34 protein-coding genes are annotated in these 22782 nt (G+C 35.8%); 15 read left to right on the forward strand and 19 right to left on the reverse strand.

What is annotated here, in order from left to right:
• Positions 1–51: 51 nt before the first annotated feature.
• From PMN2A_RS10880 to PMN2A_RS10885, 3 genes are all read left to right on the forward strand, one after another.
• On the forward strand, positions 52–207 hold the full coding sequence (locus PMN2A_RS10880) for a hypothetical protein (protein WP_187146446.1): 156 nt from the start codon (positions 52–54) through the stop codon (positions 205–207).
• Between the two features lie 152 nt (positions 208–359).
• On the forward strand, positions 360–989 hold the full coding sequence (locus tag PMN2A_RS08435; RefSeq protein ID WP_011295384.1) for a 2OG-Fe(II) oxygenase: 630 nt from the start codon (positions 360–362) through the stop codon (positions 987–989).
• 272 nt (positions 990–1261) lie between these two features.
• Complete coding sequence (locus PMN2A_RS10885; RefSeq protein ID WP_187146447.1) at positions 1262–1402, forward strand: hypothetical protein; 141 nt, start codon at positions 1262–1264, stop codon at positions 1400–1402.
• Positions 1403–1975: 573 nt separating this feature from the next.
• Here PMN2A_RS10885 and PMN2A_RS08445 read toward each other — a convergent pair.
• Positions 1976–2182, reverse strand: coding sequence for a hypothetical protein (locus PMN2A_RS08445; protein WP_011295386.1), 207 nt, complete (start codon positions 2180–2182; stop codon positions 1976–1978).
• A 354-nt stretch (positions 2183–2536) separates the two neighbouring features.
• Between PMN2A_RS08445 and PMN2A_RS08450 the strand changes: the two genes are divergently transcribed.
• Entirely contained in the window at positions 2537–3046 is a 510-nt protein-coding gene (locus tag PMN2A_RS08450; RefSeq protein WP_011295387.1) for a hypothetical protein, read from the forward strand.
• A gap of 46 nt (positions 3047–3092) precedes the next feature.
• Here PMN2A_RS08450 and PMN2A_RS11105 read toward each other — a convergent pair whose 3' ends face one another.
• Complete coding sequence (locus PMN2A_RS11105) at positions 3093–3203, reverse strand: chlorophyll a/b-binding protein (RefSeq protein WP_071813639.1); 111 nt, start codon at positions 3201–3203, stop codon at positions 3093–3095.
• Positions 3204–3397: 194 nt separating this feature from the next.
• Here PMN2A_RS11105 and PMN2A_RS10890 point away from each other — a divergent pair, with 194 nt between their 5' ends.
• On the forward strand, positions 3398–3541 hold the full coding sequence (locus PMN2A_RS10890) for a hypothetical protein (RefSeq protein ID WP_011295388.1): 144 nt from the start codon (positions 3398–3400) through the stop codon (positions 3539–3541).
• 2 nt (positions 3542–3543) lie between these two features.
• On the opposite strand, the gene urtE is transcribed toward PMN2A_RS10890, so the two are convergent.
• From urtE to ureE, 8 genes are all read right to left on the reverse strand, one after another.
• Entirely contained in the window at positions 3544–4251 is a 708-nt protein-coding gene (urtE, locus tag PMN2A_RS08455) for an urea ABC transporter ATP-binding subunit UrtE (RefSeq protein ID WP_011295389.1), read from the reverse strand.
• Positions 4251–5003: an urea ABC transporter ATP-binding protein UrtD gene (urtD, locus tag PMN2A_RS08460; protein ID WP_011295390.1), complete on the reverse strand. Its 753-nt coding sequence runs from the start codon at positions 5001–5003 to the stop codon at positions 4251–4253. Before urtD ends, urtE begins: the two co-directional genes overlap by 1 nt.
• Positions 5000–6115 (reverse strand): urea ABC transporter permease subunit UrtC, encoded by a 1116-nt coding sequence (gene urtC, locus PMN2A_RS08465; RefSeq protein WP_011295391.1) that lies wholly within the window; start codon positions 6113–6115, stop codon positions 5000–5002. The genes urtD and urtC overlap by 4 nt, the downstream gene beginning before the upstream one ends.
• A gap of 3 nt (positions 6116–6118) precedes the next feature.
• On the reverse strand, positions 6119–7276 hold the full coding sequence (gene urtB / locus PMN2A_RS08470) for an urea ABC transporter permease subunit UrtB (RefSeq protein ID WP_011295392.1): 1158 nt from the start codon (positions 7274–7276) through the stop codon (positions 6119–6121).
• Between the two features lie 76 nt (positions 7277–7352).
• Positions 7353–8630: an urea ABC transporter substrate-binding protein gene (gene urtA / locus PMN2A_RS08475; protein ID WP_011295393.1), complete on the reverse strand. Its 1278-nt coding sequence runs from the start codon at positions 8628–8630 to the stop codon at positions 7353–7355.
• 132 nt (positions 8631–8762) lie between these two features.
• Entirely contained in the window at positions 8763–9380 is a 618-nt protein-coding gene (ureG, locus tag PMN2A_RS08480; RefSeq protein ID WP_011295394.1) for an urease accessory protein UreG, read from the reverse strand.
• Positions 9380–10051, reverse strand: a complete 672-nt coding sequence (locus tag PMN2A_RS08485; protein WP_011295395.1) for an urease accessory protein UreF — start codon at positions 10049–10051, stop codon at positions 9380–9382. Before PMN2A_RS08485 ends, ureG begins: the two co-directional genes overlap by 1 nt.
• Before the next feature lie 20 nt (positions 10052–10071).
• Complete coding sequence (gene ureE, locus PMN2A_RS08490) at positions 10072–10512, reverse strand: urease accessory protein UreE (protein ID WP_011295396.1); 441 nt, start codon at positions 10510–10512, stop codon at positions 10072–10074.
• A gap of 102 nt (positions 10513–10614) precedes the next feature.
• On the opposite strand from ureE, the gene PMN2A_RS08495 reads away from it, so the two are divergent.
• From PMN2A_RS08495 to ureC, 4 genes are read left to right on the forward strand one after another with little or no spacing between them, the layout of a single operon-like run.
• Positions 10615–11538 (forward strand): urease accessory protein UreD, encoded by a 924-nt coding sequence (locus tag PMN2A_RS08495; protein WP_011295397.1) that lies wholly within the window; start codon positions 10615–10617, stop codon positions 11536–11538.
• A 49-nt stretch (positions 11539–11587) separates the two neighbouring features.
• Positions 11588–11890, forward strand: a complete 303-nt coding sequence (locus PMN2A_RS08500; RefSeq protein ID WP_011295398.1) for an urease subunit gamma — start codon at positions 11588–11590, stop codon at positions 11888–11890.
• Between the two features lie 8 nt (positions 11891–11898).
• On the forward strand, positions 11899–12219 hold the full coding sequence (locus PMN2A_RS08505) for an urease subunit beta (RefSeq protein WP_011295399.1): 321 nt from the start codon (positions 11899–11901) through the stop codon (positions 12217–12219).
• 1 nt (position 12220) lies between these two features.
• On the forward strand, positions 12221–13930 hold the full coding sequence (gene ureC / locus PMN2A_RS08510; protein ID WP_011295400.1) for an urease subunit alpha: 1710 nt from the start codon (positions 12221–12223) through the stop codon (positions 13928–13930).
• Between the two features lie 23 nt (positions 13931–13953).
• On the opposite strand, the gene PMN2A_RS08515 is transcribed toward ureC, so the two are convergent.
• On the reverse strand, positions 13954–14181 hold the full coding sequence (locus PMN2A_RS08515) for a DUF1830 domain-containing protein (RefSeq protein WP_041711064.1): 228 nt from the start codon (positions 14179–14181) through the stop codon (positions 13954–13956).
• A 157-nt stretch (positions 14182–14338) separates the two neighbouring features.
• Between PMN2A_RS08515 and PMN2A_RS08520 the strand changes: the two genes are divergently transcribed.
• From PMN2A_RS08520 to PMN2A_RS08525, 3 genes are all read left to right on the forward strand, one after another.
• Positions 14339–14518 (forward strand): hypothetical protein, encoded by a 180-nt coding sequence (locus tag PMN2A_RS08520; RefSeq protein WP_011295074.1) that lies wholly within the window; start codon positions 14339–14341, stop codon positions 14516–14518.
• Between the two features lie 12 nt (positions 14519–14530).
• Entirely contained in the window at positions 14531–14665 is a 135-nt protein-coding gene (locus PMN2A_RS11050) for a hypothetical protein (RefSeq protein WP_263892590.1), read from the forward strand.
• A 67-nt stretch (positions 14666–14732) separates the two neighbouring features.
• A complete protein-coding gene (locus PMN2A_RS08525) occupies positions 14733–15740 on the forward strand; it encodes a hypothetical protein (protein ID WP_011295402.1) in 1008 nt (335 codons plus the stop codon).
• Positions 15741–15849: 109 nt separating this feature from the next.
• Here PMN2A_RS08525 and PMN2A_RS11055 read toward each other — a convergent pair whose 3' ends face one another.
• The 4 genes from PMN2A_RS11055 to PMN2A_RS08535 all read right to left on the reverse strand — a co-directional run bounded on the left by PMN2A_RS11055 (position 15850) and on the right by PMN2A_RS08535 (position 17016).
• Positions 15850–15984, reverse strand: a complete 135-nt coding sequence (locus PMN2A_RS11055; RefSeq protein WP_011295164.1) for a hypothetical protein — start codon at positions 15982–15984, stop codon at positions 15850–15852.
• A 36-nt stretch (positions 15985–16020) separates the two neighbouring features.
• A complete protein-coding gene (locus PMN2A_RS10895; protein WP_011295152.1) occupies positions 16021–16197 on the reverse strand; it encodes a hypothetical protein in 177 nt (58 codons plus the stop codon).
• A gap of 205 nt (positions 16198–16402) precedes the next feature.
• Positions 16403–16675, reverse strand: coding sequence for a hypothetical protein (locus PMN2A_RS08530; RefSeq protein ID WP_011295403.1), 273 nt, complete (start codon positions 16673–16675; stop codon positions 16403–16405).
• A gap of 92 nt (positions 16676–16767) precedes the next feature.
• The gene (locus tag PMN2A_RS08535; RefSeq protein ID WP_011295404.1) at positions 16768–17016 is read right to left on the reverse strand and encodes an RNA recognition motif domain-containing protein; all 249 of its coding nucleotides are present in this window, start codon (positions 17014–17016) and stop codon (positions 16768–16770) included.
• 196 nt (positions 17017–17212) lie between these two features.
• On the opposite strand from PMN2A_RS08535, the gene rpsU reads away from it, so the two are divergent.
• Both rpsU and PMN2A_RS08540 read left to right on the forward strand, forming a co-directional pair.
• Positions 17213–17389 (forward strand): 30S ribosomal protein S21, encoded by a 177-nt coding sequence (gene rpsU, locus PMN2A_RS10190; RefSeq protein ID WP_011295405.1) that lies wholly within the window; start codon positions 17213–17215, stop codon positions 17387–17389.
• Between the two features lie 56 nt (positions 17390–17445).
• Complete coding sequence (locus PMN2A_RS08540; RefSeq protein ID WP_011295406.1) at positions 17446–17670, forward strand: hypothetical protein; 225 nt, start codon at positions 17446–17448, stop codon at positions 17668–17670.
• A 47-nt stretch (positions 17671–17717) separates the two neighbouring features.
• Here the strand turns inward: PMN2A_RS08540 and PMN2A_RS08545 are convergent, their stop codons facing one another.
• The gene (locus PMN2A_RS08545; RefSeq protein WP_011295407.1) at positions 17718–18230 is read right to left on the reverse strand and encodes an AbrB family transcriptional regulator; all 513 of its coding nucleotides are present in this window, start codon (positions 18228–18230) and stop codon (positions 17718–17720) included.
• A gap of 290 nt (positions 18231–18520) precedes the next feature.
• On the opposite strand from PMN2A_RS08545, the gene PMN2A_RS08550 reads away from it, so the two are divergent.
• Positions 18521–20134, forward strand: coding sequence for a photosystem II high light acclimation radical SAM protein (locus PMN2A_RS08550; RefSeq protein ID WP_011295408.1), 1614 nt, complete (start codon positions 18521–18523; stop codon positions 20132–20134).
• Here the strand turns inward: PMN2A_RS08550 and PMN2A_RS08555 are convergent.
• From PMN2A_RS08555 to PMN2A_RS08565, 3 genes are read right to left on the reverse strand one after another with little or no spacing between them, the layout of a single operon-like run.
• Positions 20056–20907 (reverse strand): CPBP family intramembrane glutamic endopeptidase, encoded by an 852-nt coding sequence (locus PMN2A_RS08555; RefSeq protein ID WP_011295409.1) that lies wholly within the window; start codon positions 20905–20907, stop codon positions 20056–20058. The genes PMN2A_RS08550 and PMN2A_RS08555 overlap by 79 nt on opposite strands.
• 44 nt (positions 20908–20951) lie before the next feature.
• A complete protein-coding gene (gene clpS / locus PMN2A_RS08560; protein WP_144043322.1) occupies positions 20952–21263 on the reverse strand; it encodes an ATP-dependent Clp protease adapter ClpS in 312 nt (103 codons plus the stop codon).
• 56 nt (positions 21264–21319) lie between these two features.
• Entirely contained in the window at positions 21320–22546 is a 1227-nt protein-coding gene (locus PMN2A_RS08565; protein ID WP_011295411.1) for an LL-diaminopimelate aminotransferase, read from the reverse strand.
• Between the last annotated feature and the right edge of the window lie 236 nt (positions 22547–22782).

Raw genomic sequence — 22782 nt, forward strand, 5'->3', positions numbered from 1 at the left:
GAAAGTAACGACCGAACCATAAAGAATTAGAGAATGTGCTTTAATAAGCCCATGAACACACAGATTAAGAAGAAGTTAAGCTCAAACAATTCTGGCGTTAACTTAAAAAAAACCGACAACAAACAACCTACTTGGCATTTTGAAGTTGAAGGTAGCGGTCAAAGAAAGAGATACTTAAGATCTCTTAAAGACAAAGCTGTAGCTTAATGTATAGCCTTTTAATAAAACAACTTCATCTAAATCAAACACAACCCCTAGCGCACTAAAAGAGGGCAAAAGTCCCTATAGGATTTTTATTGAATTAGTACTTTCAAGGGATTTAAAGTATCCAGAGATCGAAAAACCCTTAAAAAAATTCCATGAATTTAATAGCTAGTTATAGAAATAAAGGTTTTGAATCTGTTGCAGATGGTGTGATGTCATTTTTCGATCGTCGCACAGACTTGCATCGCAATGGAATCGCCTTCAGCAATGGATCAAATAATGATTCAGATCCTGCAAAAATTTCTACTGATATCAGCCTTGTAGCCATAGATCGTACTGACCCAGAAGCATTTGCACTCTCTGAGGTCATTGTAAGAGGAGTCGATGCTGGGCTTAAAAAATACCTCCAAGATCGTCCTCTCTTTAATGAGTGCTCCCCAGAACAATCACTATTTGTCAATCCAATTTTCAACATACAACGATACGCTCCTGGAGAAGGATTTAAGAAATGGCACTGTGACTGGACGATTAGCGAAGAAGCAACCGAACCGGTTCATAGAGTTTTAGCCTGGATTCTCTATTGCAATGATGTCGAATCTGGAGGTACAGAATTCCACTGGCAGGAATATCATGAGACAGCTGAACGAGGAAAATTAGTTATTTTCCCTGCTGGATTGACACATATACATAGAGGCAGAGTCAACAAAATTCATTCCAAAACAATTGCAACTGGTTGGATAAATGCAGGTTCAAGAGACTCATACATTTCCAGACTGGCAAGTTAATTAATAGAAAAAATATTCTTAAACAATTATTTTTTCAAGGTAGAGACAAGATTGCTCCATCTGTCCATAGAGTCCATCAGCAATAATTTTTACCCAATCAGACTTTATGCTTGAAAAGACAAAAAGTTTCTGATCTAAATTGATAATAATTTTTGAAGAAACTTCAACAGATTGAGAATGAATTGTGTATTATCTACAGACGTTCAGCTCTATTCGAGTCGCAGTTAGATTCAAGCCATGGAACGGGGACTTGAACAATGACAATTTTTCTAATGACTGAACTAACTTACAGAGGACTTAAGTACTCTCAAAACAAATCTGCTAAAAGCTCTCAAGAAGTGCACTTGCAGTATTGTGGTCATGAAATCATGAGTAAGAGAATCCATGAAGCCATGAAAGCTGAAATGGGTTGAGAAAGAATTAGAAAAAAGTCTTTCCATTAGTTAAATATAGTTTTTAATTATATATTTGAATTCTATTATTTATAAACTAAATAATAGAATAGTTAATTAAAATATTGAATCAATCAATACAGTTTTAATTTAATCAATAGCTCAAAATTTAACTCTTTTCAAGTTAAACATGCAATATGAGCCGGGGACAATAGATTGCCATGTCTTTCTAGAATGCAAAGAGCAAATAGAGAAGATGCTACTTAGATTATACAAAGTAGAGAATACTGAGCATATTTGCAACCAACTTCAATCTGTTTACCAACAAATAGAAGGTATGCATGAGTTAAAGAAAGTTAAGCGAAAAAAAATTTATACTAATTAAGCTTTAAGCAAATAAATTCATAACTTGCTTTAATTTTTAATAGATTTTTAATTCTGTATCAATTAAGTCTTAACTTATTCAACTAAATTACCTATAACTATTTTATCAGAAAACCCGTTCCAAAGTTTTCTGTAGGGAGGTCAGCGCTACTGGGAAGGGTTTTGACCTCCCTCTATTAAAAAAAAAAGATTATTAATTTAATAAATTTACTAATTAAATCCTAATTTCAAAGTTCCCCAAAGATCAAATGCACCAAATAAAAAAGCTATAAAAACCAAGTCCCATGCTTTCTGCTTAATAGCCCAAGGAGCAAAAAATACTTCACCAAGGCCATGAAGAGCTGCTCCTATTCCTAGATGATCTAAAACCAAAAGGCCATGAGATAGTAAAAACAATCCGCTAGCAAAGTATCTCAAAAAGGTATCGTAAGTTATGAGTTTAATTTTTTTTTATGTTCGAAAAAGTAATCGCTGTTTCAGGGAGAGATTTAAAGGTTTTGACCATCAAGTCAACCAAGAGTTTTTTATTTTTAATGTCTGATTTACTCATAACTTAATAGCTTTATGTAATTAAATTTATAAATATTTTTTATAATCTTATGTATCATTAATTGCTTTGTGAGCTAAATAAAACAAAGCATATTTGATGACTTTTAGTATATTTAAATACCCTTACTCTTACCTAAAAGATAATTAATTCGATAAAAGTGAATCAATTAATACAGTTAGATAGATTTATTCACGTAATATTTGGTACAAATAAAATTTTTAATGAAACTCAATTTTGTACCGGTTAATATTTTTCGAGAGACTCCTGAAGTAACTTTTTTAGATGCCAGTGTTGAAGAATCAAATGGTAGTGACGTCGTTATTCATAGAGGAGGAGCAACTTCCCCCCCTGATTTAAATAGCTTCGAGCAATATTATGTACATTATCATCAAACAGATAATAATCTCGTAATTGAGGGAGATAGGATTTTCACGCTATTAAATCCTCTTTGGGATGAACCCCATCACATAATTTATCTCAATAGATTCATGGGTGCACTACAAATACCTATAGGTACTTTTCATAGATCAATATCTGGAAAGGATGGAAGTATTGTTATCAATCAGGCAATCAGAGATAAACAATTTGAGGCAAAAACAGAATTTAATCCTATAAGTATTGAAAATAGAATTGATCTACAAAAAGCAAAATCTAAAGAACCTATTATCTGGTTATGGAAAGATGGAGAAATAAAGAGAATAAAAGATTCTCTATTCCTGAAAGTAGCTTAAATTGAGTATTACTTAAAAAACAAATTAATTCAATACATTATAGTATCTAAGAAATATTTATCTTAAATACTATTTCTAGTAATAAAACAAATAATACACCTGACATTGCAATCCTGCCATGAACTATTTCAGTTTTACTTAGTCTCTCGAAAGACATGAACTAAAAACAAGCTAGTCAATTTATAACAAACTAAATAAAGAGAGCAAGTATCAAAAAATGCTTTTTCAGCTTAATTAAATTATTCAATTTTATTTATAAAAACAAAAGACTACGGCCCAAAAGATATTGTATCTCTTATGACAGACTAAAATAGTATGATAAATAATCATACAAAAAAGATTAAGTAATAAATGAGTCCACTCTTTAAATGCCTTGGCTGTGGACAAAATATCGAAAGGTCAACAAAGACTTTTTGGAAAAAGAAAGGTCATATTCTTTGCTCTACTTGCCAAGACAAAATAGAGAAAGAAACTGCTTTTACTCAAACAAAATAGACTTAAACACTAAGGAATTTCTCTACCACCGCTTTACTTAATTCACTAGTTGGGCCATTTGCTACTATCCCTCCACGTTGCATTGCATAATAACGATCAGCTTGCCTCACAAAATGCAGATGTTGCTCTACTAATAAAACTCCAACACCAGTCTCACTAATAATCCTTTTGACTGCTGACTCAATATCTTGAACGATATTCGGCTGTATTCCTTCAGTTGGTTCATCAAGTAAAAGCAACTTTGGTTTTCCCAGTAGTGCTCGCGCAATGGCCAGTTGTTGCTGTTGTCCACCACTTAAGTCACCCCCTTTACGATCAAGAAATTGTTTTAAGACAGGGAATAGTTCATATACAAGTTCATCAATCTTTTTATGTTTTGCTAAACCTCCAGGCAAAGCTTCCAATCCAAGTTGAAGATTTTCCTCGACAGTTAGATAAGGTATTATTTCTCGTCCTTGAGGAACATATCCAATTCCTGAACGAGCTCTTTGATGAGGTTGCTTTCTATTTACTAAATCTCCATTAAAAATAATCTCTCCACGCCGTGGAGTTAATAAACCTATTAAGGATTTAAGCAAAGTTGTTTTACCTACTCCATTTCGACCTATAAGACAAACCATCTCACCTTGGTTGATATTCATATCAACATCTCGAAGAATATGACTCTCGCCATAGTAAGTATTCAAGCCTTTTATCTGAAGCATAGTCATTATTCTTCCTCCTCAGATTGTCCTAGATAAACCTCTATCACCAAAGGATCTTTTTGTATTTCGCTCATAGAGCCTTCCTTCAATACATATCCTTGGTGTAAAACACTCACAGGGCAATCAAGTCTACGAATAAATTCCATATCATGATCAATAACTAAAACAGTATGATCACCCGCTAGAGATTTAAGAAGATCAGCAGTTAAATCTGTTTCTTCATCAGTCAAGCCAGCCACAGGTTCATCAACAAGTAACAGGTCAGGGTCTTGTCCAACTAGCATAGCAATCTCAAGCCATTGTTTTTGGCCATGAGAGAGAGCTCCCGCCCTGATATTGGCTTTTGATTGAAGGTTGACAATACTCATCAAATGTTGAATTTGATCTAAATGCTTAACCTTTAAATTATCAATCAATAATGAAAAAGGAGTTTTAGGCCTGCTAACTGATAGAGCTAGGTTTTCTTGTACAGATAGATTTTCAAATATCCTAGGACTTTGAAATTTTCTTCCAATCCCTTTACGCGCTATACGAAACTCCTTTTGACCAAGCAACGATTTTTCTTTAAAAATCACATCACCTTTTGTCGGTAATACTTTGCCAGTAATTACATCTAAAAATGTAGTTTTACCTGCACCATTGGGACCAATAACGGCTCTAAGATCGCCTTTATTCAAAACCAGATCAAGATCTCTAAGAGCAAGAAATCCCTCAAAGCTAACTGAGATTTTTTTTAGCTCTAGCAATGGAGAACTCATGATTTCACCTCACCTTGTTCATTAACTTCAAGACTTGGATATGTCTCCAGTTTTTTATTAATTCCAATTAAAAAGAGTAATTTCTTTAGACCTCCCTTTCGGATCCATCCAAGTACCCCTTCTGGGAGAGCTGTTACAACAAGAATAAATAATCCACCTTGAATAAACATCCAACTTGCTGGTAATGCTTCACTCACTAAACTTTTTGCATAATTAATAAAAACAGCCCCAAGAATTGCGCCTAGTAAAGTTCCTCTGCCCCCAACGGCAACCCAAACAACCATTTCGATAGAGAACGGGACAGTCATAAATTGAGGCGAAACTATTCCAGATTGAACTGTATACAAAGCCCCTGAAATACCAGCTAAGCCTCCTGCTATTGAGAAAATTATTGTTTTAAAAATTACTGGATTATATCCAGTGAAACGAACTCGAGCTTCATCATCTCTAATTCCAATAAGGATATTTCCAAATCGATCTCGAACAATCCACCTCGCAAAAAACCATGCAAGTATCACTAAAATAGCTGATATCCAAAAGAACCATCTTTGCATTATTTCAGAACCTACCATTTGTCCAAAAAGTTGAGTCACGTCTGTTTTTAAACCATTTGTTCCATTAATCAATTTCTGTTGACCATTAAAGAAATTGAAAAAAACTAAAAGAGCCGCTTGTGTAAGGATCGAAAAATAAACACCTTTAATTCTATTTCTAAAAACTAAATAACCTAGAAGACCAGCAATTATTGCTGGTAGCAACCAAATGGAAATAAGAGTAAAAATTGAACTTTTAAAAGGTTCCCAAAAAAATGGAAGTTTTTCGACTCCATATAAACCAAAAAACTCAGGGATACCATTTGGAAATTCTCCTGAACTATTCAATTGGAGGAACATTGCAGCGCAATATCCACCAAGAGCAAAGAAAATTCCTTGCCCTAAGCTCAACATTCCTGTGAATCCCCAAATCAAATCAACTCCTAGGGCCACTATTGCAAGAGATAAATATCTACCTAAGAGATTTAATCTAAAGACAGGAAGTAATGCAGGAGCAGCAATAATTAATGCAATGATTAGAACCCAAATCCAACTTTTTTTTGTAGAAAAAATACTCATAAATTAAGACTCCACCATTCTTCCTTTTTGAGGGAACATCCCAGTTGGTCGAAATTGCAAGAATATGACTATTAGTGCAAATATCATTACTCTAGCCATACTTGTTGTCGCAAAAAAATCTATTGTTGATGCTAGAGGTGAAGGCATATCTGGCCAAATGGTAAGGAGTCTCCCTGCTCCAATTAAATCAGTCATAATTCCTATAGAGAAAGAAGCAAGAATTGTGCCTAGCAAATTACCTACTCCACCAAGAACGACAACCATAAAACATCCCACAATATAATTTCCGCCAACATTTGGTCCTACTGACCCTAGAAGTGAAACAGCAACTCCAGCAACTCCAGCAAGACCAGAGCCAATTCCAAAAGTAATAATATCTACTGTTTCTGTTGATATACCTAAACAATCACTCATAGGTCTATTTTGAGTTACTGCTCTTATTCTCATTCCCCACGCTGTTTTATCGAGAAAGAAAATCACTACTAAAACAGATATTACAGTGATAAGGATTATTAATAAACGTGTTTTAGGGAAAGTAATTCCAACAAAATCTATACCACCTCTCATCCAAGAAGGAGCAGTAACATCAACGTTCCTTGCACTTGCACGACTAAGTTTACTTACTAACGAAGATAAAATACCTCCTGTTGCGACACCTATTAATGCAGAAAATCCCCACGTGCATGCCCTTATTAATTTACCTTTTGCACCAGAAAGTAAGTCATCAGAAATAAATAATGGTGAAAATAATCCAAAGAATAGTGCTACAACCAAACCACTTGCATAAGCGAGAGGAACACTTCTAACAAATTGTTGAAGGATTAGACTAACTCCCCATGTAGCTAAAAGTGTTTCAAGAGGACTTCCATAGAGACGTCTAATAACTGTTCGTTCTAAAAGAATCCCAACTGTTCCACTAACTAAAAAAGCAATCCCAATTGCAACTATGACATACGAATCATAAAAAGGTTTTAAAAAAGAAACTTGTTTAAAAATTAATTGAGTTATGTATGTGGAATAAGCGCCAAGCATCATCAATTCGCCATGAGCAAGATTAATGACACCCATCAAACCGAAGACAATTGCCAGTCCCAGTGCTGCGACAAGCAAAACTGAGCCAATAGCAACGCCATTAAAGAGACTTTCAAGTAAAAGTTGCACTAGCTTGGTTGTTTTTTAAAGAAATAAGGAGCCCGAAGGCTCCTTATTAGAATCTATTTATAAGTCAGAAATTGAATCACATCCTATATTTTTCACCTTTCTTAGGATCAGTCCAATCACAAGCGTAACCTTTTGAACTTGGATGTTTTTGGTTCCATGCTTGTGGCTCAACTACTCCAGTTTCTTCAAGGATTGTAAATCCACCCTCTGCATTGATTTCACCGATTCTCACTGTTTGAGATAGGTGATGATTTGCCATAACTTCTACTGGACCCTGAGGAGCATCGAATGTCTGACCAACCAATGCTTCTCTAACCGCATTGTCATCAAATGTACCTGCATCTTCAACTGCCTGCTTCCAAAGATAAACCATGTTATAGGCAGATTCTTGAGGATCAGCCACAACACGATCACTACCCCATCTCTTCTTAAAGCTCTTAGCAAATTTCTTAGAAGCTGGCGTATCAATAGACATCATGTAGTTCCAAGCACCATAGTGGCCCTCAAGGAACTCAGGTCCAATCGTACTAATCTCTTCTTCCGCAATGGAGTAGTTCATTACGTAATAACCATTAGAAGGAGTGATTCCTGCGTCCTGGATTTGTTTGAAGAAAGCAACGTTTTGGTCACCATTCAAAGTGTTAACTATGATTCCACCATCAGGAAGAGCAACTTTTATCTTCGAGATAATAGGTGCTACCTCAGTATTACCTAAAGGAAGATAATCTTCTCCAACAACTTTTCCGCCAAGTTGTTTCACTTGAGCTTTAGTAATTGTGTTAGAAGTTCTTGGAAAAACATAATCAGAACCAACTAAGAAGAAATCTCCTCCAGCAGCTGGAGAGCGCTTATACATGAAATCAGTGGCAGGCTCAGACTGCTGATTTGGAGTCGCTCCTGTATAGAAAATGTTATTGGAGCACTCTTGTGCTTCATATTGAATTGGGTAATAAAGGAATGCATCTTTTGATTCATAAACTGGAAGCATTGCCTTTCGACTTGCAGAAGTCCAGCCGCCAAAGACTACTGGTACTCCATCCTGGTCGATTAACTTCTTAGATTTCTCTGCAAAGGTAGGCCAATCTGAGGCACCATCTTCAACGATGTATTCAATTTTATAGCTTTTACCGTCGACTGTTACACCGCCAGCTGCATTGATTTCCTCAATAGCCATTTTCTCTGTATCAACAAGAGTTGATTCCGAGATTGCCATTGTCCCTGAAAGAGAATGGAGAATTCCAACAGTTACGGTGTCGTCAAAGTTGCCAGAGGAATCTGATCCACCACAAGCAGTAACAGTTACGGCTAAAGAGGCAGTAGCTAAACCTGCAAAAATGCGCTTTGAAAGCTTCATGAATTACTAACTAAATTAGTTGTTTGCCCACCTTGGGGTTTAGGAAAAGTATCCAACTGAACACCCCTCTTTTTGTAGTAAATAAGACTGTTTTAGCTATTTCAGTAAACGAAGATACATTTCCGTATTTGTTTATACCATCTTATGCACAGAGGGTATCTGATTACACAAAAACCCTTCAATTATTTTTATCCCCTCCCCTGTTTTGGTATTGGTAAAACACCAGGGAAGATTTTTCCTCATAAGCAGAGTATCTCTCTCCATTATTTTCAGGCTTGCTCCAACCATTTCAGCAAGGTCAATCTTATTGATCACTAATAAATCAGAACGTGTTATTCCTGGCCCTCCTTTCCTAGGGATCTTGTCTCCCGCTGCGACATCAATTATGTATATACATACATCTACTAACTCAGGGCTAAAACTCGCAGCTAGATTATCGCCACCACTTTCAACAAATACTAAATCTAAAGTTGTAAATTTATGCTCCAGCTCTTCAACCGCAATACGATTAATTGAGCAATCTTCCCTTATCGCTGTATGTGGGCAACCTCCAGTTTCAACTCCTTTGATACGTTCAGGTGCTAAAGCCTTTGAATTCGTTAAAAATTTTGCATCTTCTTGCGTATAAATATCATTTGTTACTACTGCAATCTCTAATCGATCTTTAAGATTTTCACATAGTCTCTGAATAATAGCCGTTTTGCCAGATCCTACTGGACCAGCTATGCCAACTCTTAATTTACTTTCCATTAGCTTCGAAATAATCTTGAATAAAGTTCAATATGCGATTGTTGTGCCATAATCGCGCCCACATCACCAACCCAAATTTCTTTAGGATTCTGCTGCAATAAGTAACTTGCTTGAGACTTTATGTGTCTTAGGGATTTCATTTGAAGCTGTTGAGCTTTTGTTGGTCCTAATGACAATAGTCTTAACGCTGCACTCAATTGATTAGCCACCCAACTATATAAAAATCCTTCCACTAAATCAATTTGGGGTATATCCCAGCAAACTCCTGCCCAAGCCCAAGCTATCGGCCAAATAAATTTTTTTTCATTACCAGGAAGAGGATGATCTAGATCAATGAGAAGCTGTAATAGAGATTCACCCATTTGTATTTGTTGAGATCTGACATCTGGCGAATCTCTTAATGAACCAAGCCAAGAATTCCACTCTTCAATAATTAATTTATGTTGAACATCTTTATGATCATTCCAATGCTCTAAATCTCTCATAATGTGAGCAATTGAGCTTGCCTCAATTGTTATCTGGCCTCGAGAGAGTTCACTTTTAATCCAATTAAAAAGTGTTGTCTCGTCATATACTTTTTGATTTTGAACAAGCCACTCCAATCCTTCAGAGTAACTAAAAGCACCAACTGGTAATGATGGGCTGATTAATTGTAAAAACTCAAGTTTCATAAACGGAATCAATCAAATCCCTACTCATAAGCGCCTATCTCAGGAGAAAAAGGTCTTTGGAAACTTTCTATTTCAAAACCATGGGCTTCTAACATTTTTCTCATTACTACATCATTGAGTAAATATAACTCTTTATCGTGCAACTCAATCTCAACATGTCTATTACCTAAATGATAAGCAGCTTTTAACAATTTCAATCTGTTTTCTGAGCTAATTCTTATTACATCTTCGTGAGCGGCCACTATGCTTACAAAAACTTTTGAATTCTCACTTTTCAACACCTCTCCAGGAATCAAACGACCTCCTCCTCGAGGCAAATTTAAAATGACATCAATTCCATCTAAAGTTGATCGTTTACCTCGAAGCTGAGTCCTCTCTTTTGCAGACAAGGGAAGTAAAAGGTTATTTTTTATCACTTGAGCACTAATTCTCTCTGTGAGATAGATTAATTCCTGAGACAAGCTTAAATTCTTTGTAGGTCTAAATTTTATAGGTTATGTCTACCAGATCAGACATTTATTATTTTCTCAAAACTAAATGAGCAAAAACGATAAAGCTATTCAATGAAATCTCAATGGCATGGAACTTGTGATCTAAGGCTTTTCAAGAGCTCAAGTTCTAACAATAAAGATATTGTCAAAACAATTCATCAAGCGAAAAGTACTGCTCCATTAAAAGTAATGAGAGTATTCAATGATAAAAAAGATGGGAGATGTGAAATACCAATTCTCCATAGTGCGGGAGGAATTGTTGGAGGTGATCAACTAACAATAAATGTAAACGCCGAAGAAGATAGCATTGCTATATGTTCTTCGGTAGCAGCTCAAAAAGTTTATGGAAGTAGAGGCAGATCAAAATTAAATCCGCAAGGGAGCTGGGCAAATCAAAAATGTTTTTTTCAAATTAAACAAAATTCTGACTTTGAGTGGATGCCTCAAGAATTAATTGTTTATCAGGGAGGTCTTTTTGAACAAAATATGACTGTTAATCTTGATCCGTCATCAAGCTTTTTATGTGTTGATTTGGTTCGTTTGGGACGAACTGCTGCAGAGGAACAACTTGGTAGTGGAGTATGGAGATCATCTTTGGAAATCTTTAGGGATAATAATCAAGGAAAACATTATGAATTTAGTGATCGCTTAGAACTATCTGGAGAAGCTCTAAAATCCATTCATGGCTTAGAACAGAAACCAGTATTTGGATCTTTAACTTGGATAACACCTAAAAAAATAATGCAAAAAGATTTGTCTGATTTGCTAGTCGAATGCCGACAACAAAGAGCTGGACTTGAGGGATTTATGACTTGTAGTCTTCTTGAAAATGGCATATCAGCAAGATACACTGGATCATCAACACAATCAGCTCGATTTTGGTTTTATAGAATTTGGAGTCTTACTAGAGTTTTAAGAAAATTAAGCATGCCTGAATACATGAGAATTTGGCCGATGCAAGAAAATCCATCAAGAGATATAAAATGTCCATTATGAACTTTTAAGCATTTTTTTGCTAGTAAAATCAGGTTCTAATTATTAAAAAATGTACTTAAGCCCTCAAGAAAAAGACAAATTACTAGTAGTCACTGCTGCTCTTTTGGCAGAGCGAAGATTAAATAGAGGTTTGAAATTAAATCATCCTGAAGCCGTCGCTTGGCTCAGCTTTCAAGTACTTGAAGGTGCCAGAGATGGGAAGAGTGTCTCAACCTTAATGAACGAGGGAACCACATGGTTAACAAAAGAACAAGTCATGGAAGGCGTGCCAGAGCTCATCCATGAAGTTCAAATAGAAGCTGTTTTTCCAGATGGAACGAAGCTGGTAACACTTCACAATCCAATTAGCTAACTACAATTATGTCCTATTTAATTCCTGGAGAACTTATTCCCGAAGATGGTTTTATTGAACTAAACAAAGGAAGAGAAACCACAACCCTAAAAGTCGCTAACACCTCTGATCGACCTATACAAATTGGCTCTCATTATCATTTCTTTGAGTCCAATAAAGGTCTAGAATTTGATCGCAAAAAATCTCTCGGGAAAAGGTTAGACATCCCCGCCGGTACTGCTATCAGATTTGAGCCAGGTGACCAAAGAGAAGTTAATCTTGTTCCTTATGCTGGAGACCGTAAAATTTTTGGGTTCAACGGACTTATAAACAATTCACTTCAACAATAAGATGCCTTTCAAAATTTCTCGCCAAGCCTATGCAGAGACTTATGGTCCGACGAAAGGCGATCGCATTAGACTTGCAGATACGGACTTAATACTCGAAGTTGAACAGGATCATACTCACTATGGAGACGAAGTTAAATTTGGTGGGGGAAAAGTTATTCGTGATGGGATGGGACAATCACAACAAAGTAGAGACAATGGAGTAGTAGATACAGTTATCACAAATGCGCTAATTTTGGATTGGTGGGGAATTGTTAAAGCTGATATTGGCATCAAAGACGGAAAAATCTCAGGTATCGGAAAAGCTGGAAATCCGGATACTCAAGAAGGTGTCAACATTATTGTAGGCGCCAGTACTGAAGCAATCGCAGGAGAAGGAAGCATTATTACTGCAGGAGCTATTGATAGTCACATTCACTTTATCTGTCCGCAACAAATAGAAACTGCTTTAGCTAGTGGGGTTACCACAATGCTCGGAGGAGGGACAGGACCAGCAACAGGTACTAATGCAACGACATGTACACCTGGAGCATTTCACATCTCAAGAATGCTGCAATCTGCAGAGGGATTTCCTGTTAATTTGGGATTCTTTGGAAAAGGCAATGCAACTAACAAAGCAGCATTAGAAGAACAAGTAAGAGCAGGTGCTTGTGGGTTAAAACTGCATGAAGACTGGGGAACAACACCGGCCTGTATTGATTCCTGCCTAAGTGTTGCAGATCAACTAGACGTACAAGTTTGTATTCATACAGATACCCTAAATGAAGCTGGTTTTGTTGAAGATACAATTAAGGCAATAAGAGGGCGAACAATTCATACCTTCCATACAGAAGGAGCGGGAGGTGGTCACGCTCCCGACATTATCAAAATTTGTGGAGAATCAAATGTGATTCCCAGCAGTACAAATCCAACTAGGCCTTTCACTCTAAATACTCTTGAAGAGCATTTAGACATGTTGATGGTGTGTCATCATTTAGATCCCAAAATTCCAGAGGATGTTGCATTTGCTGAGTCAAGAATACGTCGTGAAACTATTGCTGCTGAGGACATACTCCACGACTTAGGAGCCTTTTCTATTATTGCTAGTGACTCCCAGGCTATGGGTAGAGTTGGGGAGGTGATTAGCCGGACTTTTCAAACTGCTCATAAAATGAAAGTTCAAAGAGGAGCCTTACCTGAGGATAATCAAAGGAATGATAATCATCGTCTGAAAAGATATATCTCAAAAGTCACTATTAATCCTGCGATAGCTCATGGAATCAGTGCTCATGTTGGTTCGGTAGAAGTTGGAAAACTAGCAGACTTAGTACTTTGGAAGCCAGGTTTTTTTGGAATTAAACCTGACTTAGTAGTCAAAGGAGGATGTATCGCATGGGCTCAAATGGGAGATGCAAATGCCTCGATTCCTACTCCACAACCAGTTCATGGTCGTCCAATGTTTTCTTCCTTTGGAAAGGCAATAAATCCTACATGTCTGACTTTCTTAAGCGAGAGTGCAATAGACGCTGGTGTCCCTGAACGACTCAAATTGGAACGTTCTTATGCTCCCGTTAAAGACACAAGAAAAATATCTAAACAATCAATGAAACTTAATGATGCAAGACCAAAAATCGAAGTAGACCCCCAAACATATGAAGTTTTTGCAAACGGAGAGCTTTTGACTTGTGAACCTGCTGAATTACTACCACTTGCACAAAGATATCTATTACTTTAGTTGATATTAAATTTCAAAAAATCTTAGGCTACGAGTGAATCTTCTTTATTAAAAGCCGTTACTCGGAGTCGTTGTTCTAAATTTGGTCCATATGACTCTATTCCCCAAATTTCCAATTGCGAACCTTCTGGTGCCACAGACGAGAATACTTCTTGAGGAAAAATAGCTCGTTCTAAAAAAAATCTATCAGGTCCAATGCATTTCAGTATGACCATGCTAGAAGTGATGTTTCTATAAGAGAAATCGACCATAACCCACAATTATTTGTGGAAATTAAAACAAATAAATAAAAAAGTATTTGTAATTTTTTATACAAAAGATATTAATAAAAATATAAACTTTTTATTAATATGTCCAAATCGAACGTCCCCTTTAAGACCGATTAGTTATAAAAAAAATTAAAAATTCATGATCTCTACAGCAACACGAATAAGAATAAAAAATATACTAAGTCGACTAGAAAGCAATCAATTAGTCACACTAGAAGAAAGAATTTTCCTCAATAAATTATCCAATGTTTCTCCATTGGTATCAGAATGGGTTGCATCTGCATTAGGGGCAGAGGCTAGTTCTATAGACAATGAATAGCCATGAAGATTAATGGAAACTAGATTTCCATTAAGTAGTTTAAAAGAAATCAAAGCTATACTTTTTAAAGAATATTTAATCAAAGGAATAACAAGTAATAAGTCCAAGGGTGTATCTGAAGATACAAAAAAATTCCTAGCAATGTAACAACGAACACATCGAATCTAGTTATTAATTATAAAAATAGATTGCTCTTAATTTGTGTGAGGACACAATGAAGTTATTTCAGCGTTTGCTGGTGGCTCCTGCTGCACTGGGTCTAATGGCTCCAGTTGCAGTTAATGCAGATACTGCATTTTCATCAACCACATCTCTTTCAGGTGGTGCTGTTTTTACTATCGGTTCTGTTGCCGATGGAGGAACAAGTGATACGGAAGAAGAACTCTATATGCAATACGGATATGGACTGGACGTAACTTCCAGTTTTACCGGTGAAGATATGCTCTACATGGGTATGGAAACTGGTAATGCTAGTGGTCCATTAGCAAGCATGGATAGCTCAACCGGCGGAACTGGTGCTATTACATTGCATTCTTTGTACTATGCCTTCCCTGTGGGCGATCTTTCAGTAACTGCTGGACCGTTACTTGATCAGGATGATGTTGTTGCTGCAACAACTTCTGCTTACTCAGATGCTTTCAGACTAGGCAGCATGCCTTACTCATTGGCTGGTAACGAAACTGGTCCTGGAGTTGGTGTTGCTTACTCTGGAGACAATGGATTCGTAGGATCTGTAAGCTTCGTTTCTGTTGGAGGCTCTGATTCAACAGTAGGAATCGGCGCTGATGATGGAGATGATGTTTCTACATTCACTCTTGGTTATGACGGCGACGGCTTTGGTGGCGGACTTGTAATCGCTACTAATGACGGCGAAGCGGGTGAAGGCTATGACACATTTGGTGGCGGTATCTATTACAGCCCTGAGTCAGTTCCTGCGACAATAAGCGTTGCTTATGACACAACAGATCCAGAGACTGGTTCTGATGCAACTGATTTGTTCGTTGGTGTTGACTACGAAGTTGGCCCTGGAACATTGAGTGCTGCTTACAATTCAACTGATATTGATGGCAGTGATTCTGAAGACTCAACAGGATTTGAAGTTTCTTACAGCTACGGACTTAATGACTATGTCTCAGTAACAGCTGGATTCTTTACTGTTGAAGATACAAGTACTGGTGATGACGATACTGGTGTAGTTGCTGAGACTTATTTCAGCTTCTAAACCTTAAAGTTTTATCCAATAAAAAGCCTCCTAATAAAATGGGAGGCTTTTTATTGGATAAATACAAAAATTAATTTCAAAATTTAAGTTAACAAGAAAACTAATTTTCTTAACTTGATTTATTATTTTCTTTTAGAAAATTATTTGATTTAATTAACCCTTCATAAGGGTCAAGTTTATTTAATCTAATCATATCTTCATAAGGATCGGGACTACCTTGAAGATTTTTTTTGGTTTTTCTCATTTATATTTATTGATAAATAATTGATTTTTATTTTATTTATGCCGCGATATCAGATCTTAAACATCTATCACGACTACCTTTAAACCATCTCATTTGATGCGTAATACGATGACCATTGGGATACAGGTAATTAAGGTTGCAAGTTGAAGAAAGCTTTTTATTTCTATCAACTCTTTCTTTTAAATCATCTGTATTATTTTGATTTGATTCCATAATGAATAACACATATTTACTATTTAAAACATCTACTTCATGGATTGACGTCCATGACGAACATAGTGACGATTCCAAAACGAAATAATTCAAAAAGATTAACTAGATAAAATTAATCATTAATTCAAGTTAATTTTTTAATGTCTAAAAAAAGCAGCTCAATGAGCTGCTTTTTTTAACCAAGTCAATTTTATTTGTTTGGAGCTTAAAAATATTTAAAAGGAAAAAATATCTTATCAGGACCTGCAAGCATTACTGAAGCAGCAATAAGAGCAGTAACTACTTGAACACCAATAAATTGTTTTTGAAGGTACTTATAAGAACCTGTTTCAGAAAGCTCAACTGATGGTTCATTCTCAGGTAATCCATAATAATAAATTTGAGAAATCTGAAAAAAGATCACTAAACCAGCAATTGCAGCTAAAGGATTAAATCCACCAAATGTGATTGTAGAGAAAGGGATTGTTGAGTAAAGCATTAAAAAAGCATCGCTCTTAACTTCTAATCATTACAGCATTAATTTAGGGAAATGCTGTAATCGCTAATAGACTGAAATCTAAAATTAATTAATTAATTATTTTTGGGTCTAGCTTTTGTAACTCTAATAGCCCTACCCATCCATTCCACATCTTGAAGATCGTCGATTGCTTTTTGCTCTTGAGCATCATCGCCCATGTCAACAAAAGCGAAACCTCTTTTTCTCCCAGTTTCTCTTTCTAATGGAAGCTTACAATTAGTGACTTCACCATAACTGCTAAAGACACCAACAATATCTTCAACCTCAGCATCAAACGAGAGATTCCCGATGTAAATAGTCATTGGATAACGGACCTATAAAATTAATAATGAATGGTCCGAAAAGGGAAAAACCTCAATAATTTGGCTAGAAAGCAAAACTTGAAGAAAGCTATTTGGATAATTCAGGAATTATACTAGATCTTTTTACCCCAAAAAGGTCAAAACAAAAATTTGCTTTATCGTCCTGTAAAATAACAATACTATTTTTTTATTCTTTTTGACACAAGTAACTGTTGGAGAAAACGAAGGCATTGAATCAGCACTTCGCCGTTTTAAACGTCAAGTTTCCAAAGCCGGCATCTTTGGAGAGTTAAAACGCCTGCGTCATCATGAAACACCTGTCGAGAAATATAAACGTAAACTGCAACAAAGGCGCAGAAGCAGAAGAAGATAAACAAATCAAAAAGATTTCAAAGCTCCGATTTCAAGATTTTTATTAGAATTGATCAAATGGAAAGAGAAAACTGTTGGGTTTGGTTTAAAGGTTCACTGAAAGAAGAAGGAGTTTGGAAGGGTGGTTTTTCTTCTAAAAAAGATGAGAAGCCAGGAGTTCTTATTCAAAATCCATCTTATGCACAATGTCGTGTTCCCGATTGGCGCATAACGACTACAGAGCCCACAGATAAGAGAAAAGGGCCAACAATACCTGAAAACGCAGTTTGGAAAATTTTCTGAATTTAATAAGTCACTGAATAATTATTCTCCATTTGATTACTGGATTATTAATTAGCTTTAACGATTGGGGCTAAATACCTAACAACAGCTGGAGTAATCAATAAAACCGCTATTAATCTAAACGCATGAATTGCTGCCACTGCAGCTCCTACTCCAAGTTCTGCACCAACTAGGCTCATGCCGAGTGTTCCTCCAGGAGCAGATCCTAGTAAAGCTATTAAAGGATCAATTCCAAACAGACGAACTACTAAAAATCCAACAACTAGACCGGTTAGAATTAAAGTAATTGTGATCAAGATGGCTGGCTTCCAAAGAGTTTGTAATTCTGTAAGAGTATCTCTATTTATACCAGTACCAATAACAGTACCTACACCAATACCAAGCAAAGTTTTTGTACCTATAGGCCATTGAGCAGGTTCGAATTGTCCACTTATGCTTAGGCATCCTGCTGCCAAAATCGAGCCTAGAAGAGGAGCTGCAGGAATGCCGCTTAGGAGCATCAAACTTCCTAGAGCCGCTCCACTTAGAATGTATATGATCAAAGTCATCGGAGGATTCATGATCCAAGCATTAAATCTATATAGTCAGTCTGATCTATTTTTTGTTTTTTAAACGAATTGGGCAATATCAATTTAAAAAGCCTCTCAAAAAACTTTGCCTTTGAATTAAATTATTAGACTCCTCCTTTCAGAAAACATGAAAAAGGCCTCTGCGCCTAAGTTTTGAAAAGATTTGGAATAGAATTGAATTTCCTTCCTTTTAACTAATAATCTAATTTTCAATCAAAAAGGTCAACATATTGTTAGTGTCTATTTCTAAATGATTATTTTTGTTATCTATAGATGTCCTGATGAAAGCTAATTTGACTTCTGAATTAAAACCGATTAGATCTAAATCAGAGGTTAAGATCTTGTACGTCAGACTGCCTTGTAATCCTATTTTCCCGATTGGACCAATTTATTTAGCTGATCATGTTCATAAATGCTTTCCAAAGATTCAACAATTAATTCTAGATTTAGCTTCATTACCTATTTTAGATGTAGATAGAATATTAATAAATAGTATTAAAAGTTTTGAGCCTACACTATTAGTTTTTTCATGGAGAGATATACAAATTTATGCCCCTGTAGATGGGAGAGGAGGAAATCCATTACAAAATTCATTTGAAGTTTTTTATGCTCGAAATCCCCTCAAAAAAATTCGAGGTGCTTTAGGTGGTTTTCAACTACTAAAAAGTCATTATGGAGAAATATGGAGAAACCAGAGATTAATTAAAAAGGGATTAAAGTATGCAAAGAAATACAAACCAAATGCTAATCTAATATTAGGTGGAGGTGCTGTCAGTGTTTTTTACAATCAATTAAAAAAGTCACTTCCTAAAGGGACTATTATATCACTTGGAGAAGGAGAGTTATTATTAGAAAAATTAATAAGAAATGAATCAATTGCCGATGAGAGATGTTTTGTAGTTGGCGAGTCACCTAGAGAAAAACTAATTCATGAGAAACCAAATAATATTATCAAAACTGCATGTGATTATTCCTATATTCAATCTATATGGCCTGAATTTAAATGGTACTTAGATGGAGGAGACTTTTATATTGGAGTTCAAACTAAAAGAGGTTGCCCTCACAACTGTTGTTATTGTATTTACACTGTTATTGAAGGTAAGAAAGTAAGAATTAATCCTGTCAGTGAGGTAATTCAAGAAATCAAGCAACTCTATAATCTTGGTGTTCGTGGCTTCTGGTTTACAGATGCTCAATTCATACCGTCCAGAGGGCACATTCAAAACGCAAAAGACATTCTTCAAGCTATCCATGACGAAGGATTAAATGATATTCATTGGGCCGCATACATACGAGCTGACAATCTAGATGAAGAATTAGCTGAATTAATGGTTAGAACAGGTATGAGTTATTTCGAAATTGGCATAACTTCTGGATCCCAAGAACTAGTCAGAAAAATGAGAATGGGGTATAACTTAAAAACAGTACTGAAAAATTGCGAACTTCTAGCAAAAGCAGGTTTTAAAGCTCAGGTCTCGGTAAACTACTCATTCAATGTTATAGACGAACGTCCAGAAACAATAAGACAGACAGTTGCTTACCATAGAGAATTAGAGAAAATTTTTGGAGCTGATATTGTTGAACCTTCTATATTTTTTATTGGACTTCAACCTCATACGTTATTAGAAGAGTATGGATTGGAAAAAGGTTTATTAAAACCTGGATATAACCCTATGAGTTTAATGCCTTGGACTGCCAGGAAACTCCTCTGGAATCCAGAGCCAATGGGCAAGGAATTTGGAAGAATTTGCCTAGAGGCCTTCGATACCAATCCAAATGATTTCGGTAGAACAGTCATGAACTTATTAGAGAGAGATTATGGCATTTCATCCTTAAACGAAGCATTAACTGTGGAGGCTAAAAATCGTCCCGTTCTTGCAAAAAGCCTTCGTTGAAAAAACAACGTACCCAATAAAATTATTATTCCAAAAACACTCCCTATTGGATTCACCATATTTCTGCTTGGTCCCAATAAAAAATATGGAGTATCAATTGAAAAAACAACCATTCCAGAATCAATTAGATACCAAATACCAACCAATCCGCCATGCAAACCGACACACCCCCATAACGCGCCTCTATCAATCGTTCTTCTTAAAGTTAAAACTAATCCAAAAAGAAATAAGCCAGTCAAGAAAGGAATTAACGCTAATAAACTAATATCAGATCTGAAATGGGCAAGACTAAAAATTGTGGATTGCAAAATAATTCCTCTTCTCACACCAAATAAAAGAGCCATTTCCTCCATTAACCAACCTCGAAAAACTATCTCCTCAGCAAAAACAATGCCAACTATCAATAATATTGCGTTTAATAATTCAGTAAATTTTATATAGTCAAGTCTATCAATCCAGCCGCATATAAAACAAAATATACACAGAATAAATATTAGGAAAACTGAAAATATAAATCCACTAAAGAATATTCTTAATGCTGAAAATTTATTATTTACATCCAAACCAATTGATAGCCATAAATTATTAGTTTTCCATCTAATACTTCCCCAACTTGGTAAAACAGCTAAAAAAAGTATGAATGATATTAATGTACCTATAATACTTAAATTATTGGGACTAATACCCCGATCAAAAATGTAAAAAAAATGACTAACAATCCATCCGGCTGGATATAAAAATAAAAACAGAGTGAGTGTTGGTATCCATTGCATCTTTTGATGCAACCATCTATTCCACAAACTTTTAATTGATGATTTCAGCTTTCTAATTCGATTGTGCTTGTCAAGCCTTTTGCCTTTAAAGATTCAGAGTAAAATTCAGCAGGTTCTAAGTCACACGTAATAACAAGTCCAACACCATTATTATGCGTTTCCAACATAATATTCAAAGCATCCTGTTCACTTAATTGTGGAACTACCTGTCTTAAAATCTCTACCACATAATCCATCGTATTAACTGGATCATTATGAAGTAAAACCTTATATTTCGGAGATATTTTCCTAACTCGCTGAACTTCCCTATCAATAACGGCAGTATCTCCATCAGTTTGATTTGCAGAATCAACCATAATTAAACTTTCAAGATGAATAGCACTTTTTGACAAGGAATTTACCATGATATTACTCATTTGAGTTTTACGATCCTTTGCATAGCTTTTTCGACATTTTCTCTGCTGTTGAAGGCAGACAATCTAAAATAGCCTTCTCCCGCAGCGCCAAATCCACTGCCAGGCGTACCAACAACATTTGCTTTTTCAAGCAAGAAATCGAAGAAATCCCATGAGCTCATATCTTTCGGTGTTTTTATCCATGCATAAGGGGCATTTACCGCGCCAAAAACTTCAAATCCTGCAGCAGTCAAATTTGATTTAATTATTTCAGCATTGTCCATATAAAAACTTACTAATTTTTTGATTTGTGTCTTCCCCTCTTTTGAGTAAACAGCTTCAGCACCTCTTTGAACAACATAGCTTACACCGTTGAATTTCGTACTTTGTCTCCTATTCCATAAGGACCACAAATCGACTGTTTCTATCCCTGCTTTACCTTTTAAAGATTTGGGAATAACTGTAAAGGCACATCTTGTTCCTGTGAAGCCTGCATTTTTCGAAAAAGAACGAAACTCAATTGCACAATCTCTAGCTCCCTCAATTTCAAAAATCGAATGAGGAATCGATTCATCTTTAATGAAAGCCTCGTATGCAGCATCAAAAAGAATCAAAGAATTATTTTCTTTTGCATATTTTACCCAAGAAACCAGTTGCTCTTTAGTTGCCACAGCCCCCGTAGGATTATTAGGAAAACAAAGATAAATCAAATCAAATTTATCTTTTGGAATGGATGCCTCAAATCCATTCTCTGAATTAATTGGGATGTAACTTAAACCTTTATACTCTCCTACTGAGTTAGCTTCTCCAGTCCTACCTGTCATCACATTAGTGTCAACGTATACAGGATAAACAGGATCAGTTACGGCTATTTTATTTTCCTTGCCAAGAATATCTAAAATATTACTGCTATCGCATTTAGAGCCATCTGAAACAAAGATTTCTTCAGCTGAAATCTCACAACCACGAGATATATAATCATTCTCAGAGATAATCTCCCGAAGCCATTTATACCCCTGCTCTGGGCCATAGCCCCTAAAGCCATCTTTTGTTCCCATTTCCTCAATAGCCGCTTTCATTGCTTCACGACAAGCCAAAGGTAGAGGTTCAGTAACATCACCGATTCCTAGGCGGATCAAATCAGCATTAGGATTCTTAGAACTAAATTCTGTAATTCTCCGAGAAATCTCTGGGAAAAGATAGCCTGCTTTTAACTTCAGGTAATCAGCATTAACTTTTACCACTTAAAAATCGACAAGATTTATTTTAAGGATAATCCCTGAAACACCTTTAAATCTTTAAACATTGATGATTCCATAATTAAAAACTGATTTTTTAATAAAAGCTCCTACTCAAAACAATTAACCAAAAGTGATTCTGTGTTAGAATGAATCAGGAACTGAGAAAAGGGTTTTAGCCCCTTAATGTTCTTAATTAACGTCATTTTTTCTTAAAGGGACACCTAGATTAAACGTTGGCA

Origin of the sequence: Prochlorococcus marinus str. NATL2A, from assembly GCF_000012465.1 — a bacterium.
In the GTDB taxonomy this organism is placed as follows: domain Bacteria; phylum Cyanobacteriota; class Cyanobacteriia; order PCC-6307; family Cyanobiaceae; genus Prochlorococcus_B; species Prochlorococcus_B marinus_B.